A 14,530-nucleotide genomic window follows, 5' to 3' on the forward strand; every position below is an offset into this window, starting at 1 on the left:
CAACGTTCTGTCAAGCTCTATCCTTTTTCGTTAATCCAAGTAGTAAGCCAAGCTTTGCAGCTCCGTCGTAAAATCGGCATGATGCACACGCACTTCGGCCGGCACTTTAATAATCATCGGAGCAAAATTCAAAATCGCCTCGACACCGGCCTCCACAAACTGATTGGCCACATGCTGCGCCTCTGCCGCCGGAACGGTAATAATCCCGATGCGTACCTTTTGCTCTTGGATGATCGCCTTCATTTCGCCCGTTGGCTTAACTTTCAAATTGTTAATCGTATCCCCGATCTTCGAGCCGTGCGAATCGAATACGGCGACAATTTTCATATTATCCTTCAAATAGGCATTATAATTGCATAAGGCGCGGCCCAAATTTCCCGCCCCTACAAGTGCCACAGGAATAATTTTATCGAGCTTTAAAATTTGACGGATTTTCTCGATCAAATAGTCGACGTCGTAGCCGATCCCCTTTTTGCCGAATTCCCCAAAATAAGCGAGGTCTTTTCGGATTTGCGCTGGATTCAAGTCCAGCTTTTGCCCCAGATCCTGAGAGGATACCGTTTGTACGTTCTTTTTGCTGAGTTCGTTCAAAAACCGAAGGTACACCGGAAGCCGGCGCACGACGGCCTCGGAAATTTTCATCGTCTTCATGCTTGGTTCTCACCCATCCACTGCTTTATTCTTGGTACGAGCTGGTTCGAATTCATGTGCTCGATTTTTGGGCCGGGCAGCGAATACAAGAAATATTTGCCGTAATTCGTATCGATCACCCGGGTATCGTATATGATGACGATGCCTTTATCCGTAGCCGTGCGCACCAGCCTGCCGAAGCCCTGCTTGAACCGGATAACCGCCTGCGGTACCGACAGCTTCATGAACGGATTCTGGTTTCGCTGCTTGATCATCTCCGTCTTTGCTTCGATCAACGGATGGTTTGGCGGTTGAAACGGCAGTCTGACAATGGCCAGACAGCTAAGCGCATTCCCCGGAATGTCGACACCTTCCCAGAAACTGCTTGTACCCAGCAGAACGCAATTCGGACTGCTCTGAAACAGTCTGGTCAGCTTGCTCCGGTTGCTGCTGTCCACACCCTGGCCAAGCACGCCGATCCCAAAGGGGCTCAGCGTCTCCTTCAACGCGCTATGAACCAGCTTCAGCATCCGATTGGACGTAAACAAGACCAGCATCCGCCCTCGCGTTTCCAGCGCCACCTCGGCCAGCGACGGCACGAGCCGATCGACGAACTCCTTCTCGCCGCTGGCTCCGCGCAGCGTAGGAAAATCCCGGGGAATAGCGACAAGCGCCTGCTCACGGTAATTAAACGGCGAAGGAAGCTGAACGGTTTTCAGTTTGCCATCCGCCCCGTTTTCTCGCAAACCCAGCTGGTTGCACGTATAATCGAACGATTTGCCGACGGATAACGTAGCCGAAGTAAGGATGACACTATCCTTCGGCCCGAAGAAATGCTGCTTTAGCATCTCGCTAACGTCAATCGGCACGCAGAACAGCTGGAGCGATCGGTTTCTGCTGTAGGTCCCGGCTTCAAGCCAATAGACGTAGTTCGCATCCGGCATCGTCATAAAAAAATGAAGCGAATCTCTGTGCCTGTACAGCTCCTTGACGGTACCGGTGAGGTCCGTAATCAAGCTTTGGACATCGTATTCATCCTGCACTTCTTTGATCTCCGAGATCAGCTTGTCGAGCGGCTTCAGAGCTTCCCCGAAGTTAAGCTGCATGTTCTCATTGAGAACCTCCAGTTTATCCCATCCTGCAGGCAGCGAATCTTTTTTGACTCGGTACACAAGGCTGTTCCCTTCCGATTGGGACGGGTCGCTTCGCGAAGCAAGAAGCTGGTATAGCAGCTCCGTCAGCTGGTCCCATTCTTCCTTTAACTGCAGAAGCTTTTCGACAACGCGATCAATCGATATGCACCAACCTTGAGCCCGCTCGTCCTCGAACCGCTGCAGCCGAATCCGCAGATTGGACAATTGTCCTGAACGCGCATCTTTATAAAGCCAGAGAAGCGTATTGGACAAACCGTGATAGTGCAGCTCGATCCCGAGATGCTTACCTGCCACTTCCTCAAAGTGATGAGCTTCGTCGATAACCAAATGCTTGTATCCGGGCAGCAGCCGGTTTTCCGCTTTCATATCGGTGAACAGCAGCGAGTGGTTAGTAATGATAACATCTGCGGTGTTCGCCTCGTGACGGGCGCGGTGATAGAAGCATTTTTTAAACCACGGGCAAGCGCGGTTCAAACAAGAATCCGTATCGCTTTCCACCGATTGCCAAAACTGTTTTCCTTTATTGGCAAAATGAAGCTCCTCTTCATCCCCATGCTTCGTTTCTCCCAGCCAGACCAGCATCTGCCCGGCCGTGATCCGGTCTTCCTTGCCGTGCTCGAAGTCAAGCGTATTCATTTTGTGCTCGAATTTGCGCAGGCACAAGTAGTGGCTCCGCCCCTTCAGGACGGCCGCCCGGAAGCCTACCGGGAACAGCTCGTGCAGCAGCGGCACATCCCGTTCTCTGAGCTGCTCTTGCAGATTGATCGTATGCGTGCTGACCAGCACTTTCTTGTCCTGCTTGAGCCCGTAATACAGCGAAGGAATCAGATAACCTAGCGACTTCCCCGTCCCTGTGCCGGCTTCGATCATCAGGTGCTTGCCGTCTTCGAAGGCCGTCTCTACCTCACTGAGCATTTGCACCTGCGACTCTCTATCCTCGTAAGCGGCAAAACGCCGCTGAAGCTCCTGCTTAAGCTGATCGTAGAATAAAGGAAATTCGTCCGGCAGCCGCAGGATATCTTCCTCCCCTCGCACCGACTCTTCTTCTCCCCATTCTCCTACGTTCAAGGCAAATTGCCGGAAATAACGATCCATATTCGGATCAAGCGGTTGGTGCAGCTCTTTGTATTGCCGCATTTCACTCACAAACCAGCCGAAATCTCCCGCCGAATCGGCAAATACCAGCTCCAGCCTTTGCAGAGTAAGCAGCGGAAGCGATCGAAACCGTTCCATACAGCGGAGCCAGATCAACGCAGTGACTTCGGCATCGCTATCCGCCTGATGCGGCCGTTCGTGCTCGATACCGAAAGCGTGGCATACCATCGAAAGCTGAAGGCTTGACAAGCCGGGGAATAAGACGCGCAGCGCGTCCATCGTATCTAGTACACGTCCATCGAACGGGAAGTAACCGTTATCGTCCAGCGCCCGCTGCAGAAAAGCAAGGTCAAAAGCAATATTATGACCAATCAGGACTGCGTCTTGGAGGAGAGGAACCATCTCGGCAATAACCTCTTCCATCGCAGGAGCATCCTTTACCATCTCGTCGTCGATTCCGGTAAGCGTTGTAATTGAAGAAGGTATACTTATGCCCGGATTGACGAGAGAAGTATACCTGTCGGTCATTTCTTGGTCGTTTATAATAAAGAGCCCGACTTGGATAATGCGATCCGTCGCCGTGCTCCCCGTCGTTTCAAAATCCAATACTGCAAATTTCATCGGAGTCGTGTCAATCCCTTCATTCCCACTCTTCTCATAAGCATACCAATACTGAGGGAAAAAGGGAATAGCAAACTTACCCTTTTTACAAAAAAACAAGAACGAACATTCGCTTAATCCGAAGGCCGGGACATATCGAACACAAACTGGAGCCCGCCCTTTTTCTCGCAGCAAACACCCAAATCGAGCAAAGGCTGAACGCTGGACGGATCGGTCCGGTAAGCCATGTTGAACAATTCGCAAGCCTTGTCCATATTGCGCAGCTGCGCTTGGATACACCCCATGGCGTTAAAGGAAATCGCTTTGAGCTGCATGTTTTCGGTCAGTCTGGATAAAAATTGAAAATGAAGATAACTTTCTCCGGCTTCCCCTTTGCGCAAGTAAGACATGGCCAAATAAATCCGGGCCAAATTGAAATCGGGCTGGAGCCGGATCAGCTCGTCGAATTCGGCGATCGCCCGGTCGAACATATGGAGCTTGTAATACCCTTGTCCCCGGATAAACAAATCGGTTCGTTTGCCTGAAAATTCGGGATCGAGCGGATCGGCTCCCGTACCGTTCAATGAAATGCCGGCAAGGCTTAGCAGTTTGCTCCATTTCTCTTCGAACAACAGCCATTCTTCAATGCAGGAGTCGCTCATCGCCTTTAGAGCTCGCAGCTTTTCCTGCAGCTCCCTGCGTGCGGCGCCTTGGGAGGACGGGTATTGTGATATGACTTCATCCAGCATTTCGTTCATGGAAGCAAAAAGATGATTAAACATCAGCCATATCCCACCTTTGCTTCTTTTCCCACAGCAGCTTTAAACGTCTTCGCCGCGGCTGTGGCGCCCGCTGTGATCGTATCTACATTGTGCGTCTACCCGTCCCGTTTCATTCTCGTTTAAAGGACCGTGGAATGAATTTCTTCCTTCAACACGCCGACGACTTGGTTGTTCTCGCCCATAATGGCAATGCTCGGGGTATGCTTGCGGGCTTCTTCGTCCAATAACATGACATACGATAAAATAATGACAATATCTCCAGGGTGAACCATTCTGGCCGCAGCGCCATTCAAGCAAACGACACCCGAGCCCCGCGGCCCGGGAATAATATAGGTTTCGAATCTGGCGCCATTGTTGTTATTGACGATTTGGACTTTTTCGTTAGGCAGCATATCAACCAAATCCAACAAATCCTGATCGATCGTAATGCTCCCGACATAGTTTAAATTCGCTTCCGTTACGGTTGCACGGTGAATTTTCGATTTTAACATGGTACGAAACATGACTGACGCCTCCTACGTTTTTGCGCTCTCGGGACCTGCCCCTCAGCTGTCGGATTACGAATGGCTCAATGAAGCTACGGGAGCGTGAAGTATCCGATTATCGATCAAGCGCGTCGCCCCGAAACGAACGGCCACGGCGATAATAACCCGCCCGATATTGCTCCAGTCATCCATTGGAGCCAGTTCCGGATAAGACAGCAGCTCCACATATTCGATATCGGCCAACGGCACGGACTGAATATGCCGAACGACCGTTTGCCGCAGCTCCTCCGGGGAGATCGCTTCCTTACGAGCTTCGAGCAGCGATTCCGCCTCTTCCAGAGCTGCGGAGAGGACAAGCGCCTGCTTTCTCTCTACCTCGCTCAAATAGACGTTGCGTGAGCTCATCGCAAGTCCGTCTTCTTCCCGGACGATCGGACATGGGACGATGGTGACAGGGATGTTCAAATCGTACACCATCTGCTCGATAACCGCTACCTGCTGGGCGTCCTTCATCCCGAAATATGCTTTGTCCGGCTGAACGATATTCAGCAGCTTGGTAACGACCGTGGCAACGCCGTCAAAATGCCCTGGCCGGGAAGTGCCGCACAGACGATCGGTTACTCCGGAGACAGACACGATCGTTCGGGTCGGCTTCGGGTACATCTCACTCACTTGCGGGAAAAATACGATATCCGTCCCGGCTTCGCGCGCGATGGCCATATCCCGCTCCTCATCTCGCGGATACCGCTCCAAATCTTCGTTCGGCCCGAACTGCAGCGGATTGACGAAAATACTCAGGATAACTACGTCGCACTCTTTGCGCGCGGCTTCGAGCAGCGAGGCATGGCCTCGGTGCAGGAAGCCCATCGTCGGCACGAAGCCGATGCGTACGGCCGGATTGGCAGCCCGTTTTGCTTTAATCAACTGTCGTAATGATGCAATCTGATGAACAATTTCCATCGGTTATCGAAACTCCGTTTCTTATTCTCTATGTGCTGCTGCTACCGGTTTCCCGCCGCCATACAAGGACCCCGCCACTTCGTCATCCATACGGAACGAATGCTCCGGCCCCGGGAAGCTGCGCTGCTTCACGTCGTCCACATACTGACGAAGTCCACTGCGGATTAGATCGCCGACGTTCCCGTAAGTCTTCACAAAACGCTTCGGATGAATGCCCGATCCGTAGCCCAGCGCATCGTGAAATACGAGCACCTGACCATCGCAATCTTTGCCGGCGCCAATCCCGATGGTCGGAATGGATAGCTTGCTCGTCAGATGTGCGGCGACCTGATCGGTTACAAGCTCCAGCACGATGGAGAAAACTCCGGCCTGTTCCAAAGCTTTGGCATCGTCGAGCAATTTTTGCGCTTGAGCGGCCGTCTTGCCTTGGATTTTATAGCCGCCGATTTGGTGAATCGACTGAGGGGTCAGGCCGAGGTGGGCCATTACAGGAATGCCCGCTTGCACAAGCGCTTCGACCGTCGGCGCAATCTCCACTCCGCCCTCCATCTTCACCGCTTTGGCCAGCCCTTCCTGCATAATCCGTCCGGCATTCCGCAGCGACGCATCGATGCTGCCGTGATACGTATTGAACGGCAGATCCGTCACCACAAAACTGGTCCGGACCGCACGCGTCACCGCACGTGAATGGTAAATCATATCGTCCAGCGTGACGGGGACCGTTGAATCGTAGCCGAGCACAACATTCCCCAGCGAATCCCCTACAAGAATTACATCGATGCCGGCTTCCTCCGCCAGCATAGCCGTCGGGTAATCGTATGCCGTCATGACGCTGATCGGAATCCCGTCTTCTTTCATTTTTCTCAGTTTGGCCGTCGTGACCGGTTTACGCATGTCCATGATTAACACCTTGCCTTCCGGGTTGGAATGGTTCAGGGTTCCGTACGCTCGGGGAGTATCTCCCTCTGCCGTCCTTCCTCCTGATAGTATTGCGATAATCGGCCGGATTGTTGCAAAGAGCAAAAAAACCTTTCAGCCCATACAGAGGCTAAAAGGTTCACATGTCCTTCTCATATGATCCTTCTGTCTCGGTCCGGTTAGGCTCAGAGCAGAATCCGACATATTGCTTGGGTCAAGCTATTCGGTTGTTCAAGCAAGAAACATACGGCTGAAGTACAGCTCCCTACGGATACCGTCTTCGTACCGTACATTATACCAAAGTTTTCAACTTGTGTCACCCGAAACTGATATCGGCGGAATACAGCTTTTTTACCGATCCGTCTGCTGTGCGAAGCTGCAAAGCGCCATGCTCATCGATCCCCTCGGCAAATCCTTCGAAGTCCCCTTGAGGGGTCCGGCAGCGGATATTCCGGTGAAGCGATACGTTCAGCGCTTCCCACAGCAGCTTGATGGGGGCAAAGCCCTCCCGCCGGTACAACTCGTACAACTGCTCCCACTCCAGCAAAAACCGGCTGAGCACCTCGATCCGGTCCACCTGACGACCTGCTTCGATGGCAAGCGAGGTTGCTGTATCCCGCAGCTCCGGAGGAAAATCGTCCGATTGCAGATTCACGCTGATGCCGATTCCGGCGATAACGTGCTGCAGCCGCTCATCCTCGGCGCTTGATTCAAGCAAAATACCCGAGACCTTCTTACCGCCAACAAGCAGATCGTTAGGCCATTTGATCCCTGCCTCCACACCTGCCGCGCTGCGGATGGCCCGGCATAAAGCGACGGCAACGAGCAAAGTCAATTGAGGGGTGAATAACAAAGGAATCCAAACCGGCTTCAAAATCAGGCTCATCCAGATGCCTTTTCCGACCGGAGAATGCCATTTGCGCCCCATCCGGCCTTTCCCGGCAGTTTGTTCTTCCGTAAGAATAATCGTGCCTTCCTCGGCACCTTCCGCAACACAGCGAGCCGCGACGATTTGCGTCGACTCCACCTGGTTGTAATATTTCACGAACCGGCCGAATCGTTCCGTCTCCAGCTTCAATTGCAGGAGGCTTATATCCAGCCTGTCCGGCTTGGACAACAGCCGGTAGCCTTTGCGCGATACCGCTTCGAAGCGGTATCCTTGCTGCCGCAAACGCTCGATCTGCTTCCAAACGGCCGTCCGGCTGACGCCAAGCTCCTCGCTCAGCTGTTCGCCGGACAAAAATTTGCCGTCCGATTGCTCGAACAGTCCGATCAGTCGATCCGTCATCATTCATCGTTCTCCTGCATGTTTTCGTAATGCTCCCGGGCTGCCGCAAGCAGCGTTTCTTTGTCGTTGGGAAGTTCGCCGAACGCAGCGCTTTCAAGCAAGCGGTGCAGCAGCCGGCCGGTCCACGGACCGCCTTTGACGCCCAGACGGTCCATAAGCTCTTTCCCTCCGACGGCAAGCTCTGCAAGAGCTGAAACAGGCATCTGCTCCAGCCACACGGAGCCCATTCTTCTCCATACATCCACGGCCCCGCCAACCTTGACGTTGTCAGTCCGAATCGGGGCGTCCTCCAGCAAGTAAATCTCTCTTAATGTACGGAGCGCAGAAACGCCATACTTGAGTGCGGCCGCAATCCATACTTTTCTTAAGTAGGGTTCTCCGCCCCGTTCCGTCGATTCACTCCATCCGGATACAAGAGAAGTATGCGCGGCAACGATTCGTTTGACGGTCTCCATCTGCTGTCTGGAGAGGGTTAGCTTGATCATATCCTCTTCAACATCCGCGGGGTCGGCTCCCAGTCGAATGTAGATAAAAGCTAGCCGATGCTCCATTTCCGTTAACCGTGAGAGGGGCGGCCACTCCGTTTCCTTGTCCAGCCCGGACAGCAGCAGCTCCTGCTTCACGTGACGCAGCGCCCGGCTTCCCGCGAGCAAGTGCAAGGCCTGGTTCGGATCGCTGCCCCCAAGCATGCGCTCCAGCTCCGCCCGGGTCCGTTCCATGGCGATATGCCGCAGCAGCGAAATGCCGGAGTTCAGAGCGTCCCAGGTCGCCTGCTCCACTGTCAGGCCGTATTCCGACGCAAAACGAAGGCACCGCATCATTCGCAGCGCATCTTCCCCGAACCGTTCTTCCGCTTGACCGACGCAGCGAAGGATGCCGCGTTCCAAATCCTTCATGCCATCGAACGGATCGATCAGATGACCGTTTTGATCGATAGCCATCGCATTCATCGTGAAATCGCGCCGCTGCAAATCCTCCGTCAAGCTGTCGATATATTCCACCTCAGTTGGGCGACGGAACGCTTCGTATCCGCCTTCCCGGCGAAACGTCGTTACTTCGTAAGGCTTCTTATCCGCGATGACCGTAACCGTCCCATGCTGCAATCCGGTGGGCACGGTACGCTCGAAGAACTGCTGCACCTGGTCGGGATGAGCCGAAGTGGCAATATCGTAATCCTTCACGGGGCGTCCGAGCTGTTCGTCCCGAACGCATCCGCCGACCAAATAAGCCTCGAAGCCCGCCTCGCACAAGCGCTGGACAATATGCATGGCCCCCTGCTTTAAAGCATCGCTCATGTTATGTAATCCCGCTTCCCTTGTCAGCGGTTAAGCGGCGACTTTCCCGAATCGATTCCTGGATCGGCCGCCCAAGCACCCGGTAATACAACGCTTCATACTGCTGCGTAATTAAATCGTTGCAGAACGTATAATGCGCCCGGTACAAACAGGCGTCTACCGTCTTTTTGTACAAGCTTTCGTCCTTTAGCAGCGCTATCGCATATGCCGCCATTTGCTCTACATCGCCGATATCCGCCAAATAACCGGTTTCGCCATGAGTGATCAACTCGGGAATGCCGCCGGCGTTAGAGGCGATCGTCGGCACGCCGCAGGCCATCGCTTCCAGCGCAACCAAGCCGAAGCTTTCCTTCTCGGACGGAAGCAGCATGAGATCGGCTAACGACAGCAGCTGGGCGACGTCGTCCTGCTTGCCGCAGAACGTCACCCGATCCAACAGCCCGAGCTCCTTAACCTTGCAGAGCACCTTGGACAGCTCCGGGCCTTCGCCTACAAACAGCAGGCGGGAAGGCACTTCTTTGCGGACGCGGTCGAAAATATCCACAACATCCGTTACCCGTTTAACCGGACGGAAGTTGGAAATGTGAATCAAAATCTTCTCGTCGGGATGCGCAAACTCTTTGCGGAGCGTCGCCACTTCGCGCGGATAGTATACCCGTTTGTCCACGAAATTGTAAGCCAAATCGATCGTCTTCTCGATGCCAAGCAGTTGCCTCGTCTCCTGGATCAAATCCTGCGATACGGCGGTCACCGCATCGCTTTGGTTAATCGCATACCGGATCAGATCGCTTAGCGATTCGTCCTGTGCCAAAACCGTAATATCTGTGCCATGCAAAGTCGTTACCACTTTCAGCTCCGGTCCAACCATCTGCTTGGCAAGCAGGGCGCAGACGGCGTGCGGAATGGCGTAATGGACATGCAGCAGATCCAACTGTTCCAGCTTCACCACCTGTGCAAGCTTGCTGGCCAGAGACAAATCGTATGGCGGATATTTAAACACGTAATAGTCGTTGACTTCGACTTCGTGATAGAAGATGTTGCGGTCGAACTTTCCAAGTCGAAACGGCATGCTGTGCGTAATAAAATGAACCTCGTGCCCTTTTTCCGCAAGCAGCTTGCCGAGCTCGGTGGCGACGACGCCCGACCCCCCTAATGTGGGATAGCATGTAATTCCGATTTTTAGCCGGTTCATTGTTTTCGAGCCGCCTCCTATTGCTCCTGAATTTGATCACGCGTTTAGAACAGCTCTGTCAAGCAAGGCAGCTTGCTGATAAAGCCTTCCGCATAACGGACCGACCGTTTTTGCCCAAGGAGAGCGTCCCGGGCTTCCACCCGCTCCAGATAGCCTTGGTTCAACGGTGTACGTACGATGTCGTTCCCGGCAGCCGAGCCCGAAGTTTCGAATTGGCTCCGGTATGCCAGCAGCGATGAGCGCTTGCTCTCATACTGGCCGGTCACGTCAACCATCACGTCCGGTTCTATCACATCATTAATGAAATAAAAATAGCTTTCTTCTACCGTATGCGCCGGGTGATCGGGCAAGTACCGTCTCAGCTTGGCATTGAACAGCGCTTCCTGCACCAGCTTGCTGCAGGCGATATGGTCCGGATGCCGGTCCTCCCAATACGGAGCGAACACGATGCGCGGCTTCCATGTGCGGATTTCCAAGGCAATGCGCTCCACATACTCCGGCTGCAGATAAAGTCCGCGGTCCGGCAGCTGCAGATTGGTGCGAACAGCCAGACCGAGCGCCTCCGATGCCGCCTTTGCCTCCTGCTGACGTGTCTCGACCGTGCCGTTAGAAGACATTTCTGCCAAAGTCAAGTCGCAAATGCCGACCTTAAGCCCGGCTGCCGTATGCTTCGCAATCGTCCCGCCCATACCGATTTCCGCATCGTCCGGGTGAGCGCCGAAAACGAGCAAATCAAGCGACTCGTTCATTGGTCGATTCCCGGCTTGTATTTATGCACCAGCTCTCGCCAGGCGAAGTCTCCCCGGTCAAGCGCTTTGACCAAAATTTCCGCGGTCGCGATATTGGTAGCGCAAGGAATTCCTTGAACGTCGCACAGACGAAGCAAAGCAATGATATCCGGCTCGTGCGGCTGCGCCATTAGCGGGTCGCGCAAAAAGATAATCAAATCGATTTCATTGGTCGCCACCAAGGCTCCAATCTGTTGATCCCCTCCGAGCGGACCGGACATAAAGCGGTTCACCTGCAGGCTCGTATTTTCCATAATTCGCGTGCCTGTCGTTCCTGTCGCATACAATGTATGATCTTGAAATACATTCTCGTAGGCCATAACGAAATTGACCATTTCTTCCTTCTTGCGGTCGTGTGCGATAAGCGCGATTTTCATTGCCATAGGACGGCAGCTCCTCTCTAAACTCCTATAAAACGAGGACACTCGAGCGGTCCTCTTCGGTCCGGCCCCATGTCCTCATTCGTTTTTAATCGATAAAATGTTCGAAGCCGTAAACCATACCGGTATATTTCATGACTTTTTGAACGGCTACCTTAACGCCAGGCATATACCCGGCGCGATCATACGAGTCGTGACGGATTTTCAAGGATTGTCCGAAAGCGCCGAAGATGACCTCCTGCTGGGCGAAGACACCCGGCAACCGAACACTATGAATCCGGAATCCGTTATAATACCCTCCGCGCGAGCCTTCGATCGTCTCCACTTCGTTCGGATTGCCTTGACGCAGTTCCTGACGAGCTTCGGAGATCAGCTCCGCCGTCTTCACGGAAGTGCCCGAAGGCGCGTCCAGCTTTTGGTCGCCATGATACTCGATAATTTCCAGATGAGGAAAATGTTTAGCGGCCTGTGCAGCGAATTTCATCATCAGAATGGCGCCGATCGAGAAGTTCGGAGCGATCAATCCGCCGATCCCCGCTTCCTTGCACTGCTTGTCCAATTCGGCAATATCTTCCGGCGTAAAGCCGGTAGTCCCCATCACGGGGCGAACCTTATGTTTTATAGCCAACCGGGTGTGCGCTACCGCCGAATGCGGAGCCGTAAAATCAACCAGCACATCGGGTTTCGTTTCCGCGAGAGCAAGCTCCAAATCGTTCGTAACCGCAACTCCGCAAGCATCCAGGCCGACCAGTCTACCTGCATCCGTTCCTACAGCGGAACGGTTGACCGCAGCAGCCAGCTCCAGTTCCGGATCGCCTAATACCAGCTTGACGACCTCGCGCCCCATACGGCCTCCCGCTCCGGCAACCGCTACTTTGATGATTGGTTTCATATTGGATTCATTGTCCTTTCCGCCTAGGTGTCGATCAATGGCACTTATAGGGTAACACTCATGTATTCCTTCCACTTTCGCCGGTAGTCCGCGAGCAGCCGCAAGCCGATGGAATGCTGCGGATCAAGCTTGAGCAGCTCCTGTATGGCCTGCACAGCCGGAGCGAACTCCCGAAGCCGGGAATAAGCGATACCCAATAGTAAAAAAGCTTTCTGCGAAAGCGGATCAAGCTTCACCGCTTGCTGCAGCAGCGACACCGCCAGCCACAGCCGTTCGTCCGACTCCTCGAACAGTTTCTCTGCTTGGAGCGTCAATTGCCGTGCCTGAAGGTGCTGCAGATGGAATGTATAATGCTCATCCTCCGGTTCAAGCCGTACCGCTTGGCTTGCATGTGCCGCCGCTTTATCCAGCTTACCGCTGCGGGCGTACGTAATGGACAGCTTATAATGGTACGCCGCGCATTCGGGATTCGTCGCAATCGCACGCTCGAACCAGGCAATGGCCTGTTCGAAATCGTGATTAAGGATCGATTCGTACGCTTTCTTGATTGCCTCTTCGCCTTTCAACTGCATCATCTCCTTCCTCAGCCAAACCGGAAGCAAGCCCTCCAAGCCGACATGAGAAGTGCAAGGTGATGATACAGTATATGAAAAGGCTCAAGCGTCGGTGTTTACTTTCGTCCAACGGTCCGCGTCCCGCGTCCGGAATTTGTGCATGACCTTATCATGCGCTTCCGTCAAATCGATGCCTAGCGAATTCGCGAAGCAGATCGTAATGAACAAAATGTCGCCAAGCTCAAGCTCGATGGAGTTTTCCTCCTCGGTCGCCTTTTTCGGCTTCTCGCCGTAACGATGGTTTACTTCCCGCGCCAGTTCCCCTACCTCTTCCGACATCCGGGCCAGCATCGTCAGCGGTTTGAAGTATCCTTCCTTAAACTGCGATATGTATTCGTGCACCTCGCCTTGGAGGTCCTTTAACGTTTTCTCGGACATACCGGGAGATGTTCACCCACCTTATATTCATATGACGAACGGTCGTGAGGGACAACCGTATCAGTACCATGTTAACGCAAAGTGAGGGGGAATGACAAATTTTTTTTGCTTCTTAAAACTTTTTTATTTTACTTTATCATGAAAAAAAGGGCAACGAGATAACCTAAGAGAATCTTACTATAAGCATCTTTTCGAATCGAGGTGGATTTATGCCGGAACCCCTGAAAGCACATCTGAAAAATATCGTTCCAATCTTGATTGGAACGGCGATTTATGCGTTCGGCATTCATTATTTTGTGATCTCCAACGAATTGATGGAAGGCGGAGTGACCGGGGTTGCCCTGCTGCTCTCTTATATTTTCGGGCTGCCGCCGTCCTTGACGACTTTAGGACTGAACATCCCGCTATTTTACTTGGGATGGCGTATTTTGGGCAAAGCATCGATGGGGTATACGGTGCTCGGCACCTTGTCCGTATCGTTCTTTCTATGGGTCATGGAGCGGCTCATTCAGGCGGGATGGTTAGTTCCGTTCCGGACGGAGCACGATTTCTTCCTGGCCACAGCTTATGCCGGGTTTACGCTCGGTCTCGGTCTCGGTATCGTTTTCCGGTACGGCGGAACGACCGGCGGTTCGGACATCCTGGCAAGGGTCGCCCACAAACTGAAGGGCTGGAGCATTGGGCAAGTGATCTTGATCATGGACGTCGTCGTCATCGGGGCCTCACTCTTCTTTCTCCCGAAGGAGAAAATCTTATATACCTTTGTCGCCGTGTTCATCGCTTCGAAGTTGATTGATATTCTTATCGAAGGGGCATACGCCGCCAAATCGTTCATGATCATCACCGATCACGCGGATGAGGTTTCTGCGGCGATTGCGAAGGAATTGGACCGGGGAGCCACCCTGTTCCCCGCGGTCGGAGCCTACTCCAAGCAACCCAAAAACGTCGTCTACTGCGTCGTAGCCCGGAGCGAAATGAAAAGGCTTAAAGACCTCGTCCGCTCTATCGATCCCCTCGCATTTCTCATTATTACGGAGGTTCACGACGTTGTCGGAGAAGGCTTTAAGCCCAATTAAACC

The 14,530-nt window shown here is 53.3% G+C and carries 15 protein-coding genes; 1 reads left to right on the forward strand and 14 read right to left on the reverse strand.

Features of this window, described 5'->3' with window-relative positions:
• Positions 1 to 30 precede the first annotated feature (30 nt).
• The 14 genes from NLX71_RS03635 to NLX71_RS03700 form a co-directional block, all read right to left on the reverse strand.
• A complete protein-coding gene (locus tag NLX71_RS03635; protein WP_254362131.1) occupies positions 31 to 651 on the reverse strand; it encodes a redox-sensing transcriptional repressor Rex in 621 nt (206 codons plus the stop codon).
• Complete coding sequence (gene dinG / locus NLX71_RS03640; RefSeq protein ID WP_254362132.1) at positions 648 to 3,500, reverse strand: ATP-dependent DNA helicase DinG; 2,853 nt, start codon at positions 3,498 to 3,500, stop codon at positions 648 to 650. Before dinG ends, NLX71_RS03635 begins: the two co-directional genes overlap by 4 nt.
• A gap of 113 nt (positions 3,501 to 3,613) precedes the next feature.
• A complete protein-coding gene (locus tag NLX71_RS03645) occupies positions 3,614 to 4,261 on the reverse strand; it encodes a tetratricopeptide repeat protein (protein WP_254362133.1) in 648 nt (215 codons plus the stop codon).
• A gap of 119 nt (positions 4,262 to 4,380) precedes the next feature.
• Positions 4,381 to 4,764 (reverse strand): aspartate 1-decarboxylase, encoded by a 384-nt coding sequence (gene panD / locus NLX71_RS03650; RefSeq protein WP_254362134.1) that lies wholly within the window; start codon positions 4,762 to 4,764, stop codon positions 4,381 to 4,383.
• 54 nt (positions 4,765 to 4,818) lie between these two features.
• Entirely contained in the window at positions 4,819 to 5,706 is an 888-nt protein-coding gene (panC, locus tag NLX71_RS03655) for a pantoate--beta-alanine ligase (protein ID WP_254362135.1), read from the reverse strand.
• Between the two features lie 21 nt (positions 5,707 to 5,727).
• Positions 5,728 to 6,606 (reverse strand): 3-methyl-2-oxobutanoate hydroxymethyltransferase, encoded by an 879-nt coding sequence (gene panB / locus NLX71_RS03660; RefSeq protein WP_254362136.1) that lies wholly within the window; start codon positions 6,604 to 6,606, stop codon positions 5,728 to 5,730.
• Between the two features lie 334 nt (positions 6,607 to 6,940).
• Positions 6,941 to 7,915 carry a biotin--[acetyl-CoA-carboxylase] ligase gene (locus NLX71_RS03665; protein WP_254362137.1) on the reverse strand — a complete coding sequence of 325 codons (975 nt, stop codon included), beginning with the start codon at positions 7,913 to 7,915 and terminating at the stop codon, positions 6,941 to 6,943.
• Positions 7,912 to 9,207: a CCA tRNA nucleotidyltransferase gene (locus NLX71_RS03670; RefSeq protein WP_254362138.1), complete on the reverse strand. Its 1,296-nt coding sequence runs from the start codon at positions 9,205 to 9,207 to the stop codon at positions 7,912 to 7,914. Before NLX71_RS03670 ends, NLX71_RS03665 begins: the two co-directional genes overlap by 4 nt.
• 1 nt (position 9,208) lies before the next feature.
• Entirely contained in the window at positions 9,209 to 10,399 is a 1,191-nt protein-coding gene (bshA, locus tag NLX71_RS03675; RefSeq protein ID WP_254362139.1) for an N-acetyl-alpha-D-glucosaminyl L-malate synthase BshA, read from the reverse strand.
• 44 nt (positions 10,400 to 10,443) lie between these two features.
• Positions 10,444 to 11,148: a bacillithiol biosynthesis deacetylase BshB1 gene (gene bshB1, locus NLX71_RS03680; protein WP_254362140.1), complete on the reverse strand. Its 705-nt coding sequence runs from the start codon at positions 11,146 to 11,148 to the stop codon at positions 10,444 to 10,446.
• Positions 11,145 to 11,564 (reverse strand): methylglyoxal synthase, encoded by a 420-nt coding sequence (gene mgsA / locus NLX71_RS03685; protein ID WP_174551178.1) that lies wholly within the window; start codon positions 11,562 to 11,564, stop codon positions 11,145 to 11,147. The genes bshB1 and mgsA overlap by 4 nt, the downstream gene beginning before the upstream one ends.
• 91 nt (positions 11,565 to 11,655) lie before the next feature.
• Complete coding sequence (gene dapB, locus NLX71_RS03690; protein WP_254362141.1) at positions 11,656 to 12,459, reverse strand: 4-hydroxy-tetrahydrodipicolinate reductase; 804 nt, start codon at positions 12,457 to 12,459, stop codon at positions 11,656 to 11,658.
• A gap of 44 nt (positions 12,460 to 12,503) precedes the next feature.
• Positions 12,504 to 13,025 carry a tetratricopeptide repeat protein gene (locus tag NLX71_RS03695; RefSeq protein WP_254362142.1) on the reverse strand — a complete coding sequence of 174 codons (522 nt, stop codon included), beginning with the start codon at positions 13,023 to 13,025 and terminating at the stop codon, positions 12,504 to 12,506.
• 90 nt (positions 13,026 to 13,115) lie between these two features.
• The gene (locus NLX71_RS03700) at positions 13,116 to 13,451 is read right to left on the reverse strand and encodes a nucleotide pyrophosphohydrolase (RefSeq protein WP_254362143.1); all 336 of its coding nucleotides are present in this window, start codon (positions 13,449 to 13,451) and stop codon (positions 13,116 to 13,118) included.
• Between the two features lie 209 nt (positions 13,452 to 13,660).
• On the opposite strand from NLX71_RS03700, the gene NLX71_RS03705 reads away from it, so the two are divergent.
• Entirely contained in the window at positions 13,661 to 14,527 is an 867-nt protein-coding gene (locus tag NLX71_RS03705; RefSeq protein WP_254362144.1) for a YitT family protein, read from the forward strand.
• The last annotated feature ends 3 nt before the right edge of the window (positions 14,528 to 14,530 follow it).

This window comes from Paenibacillus sp. MZ04-78.2, from assembly GCF_024213375.1.
Taxonomy (GTDB): Bacteria; Bacillota; Bacilli; order Paenibacillales; family NBRC-103111; genus Paenibacillus_G.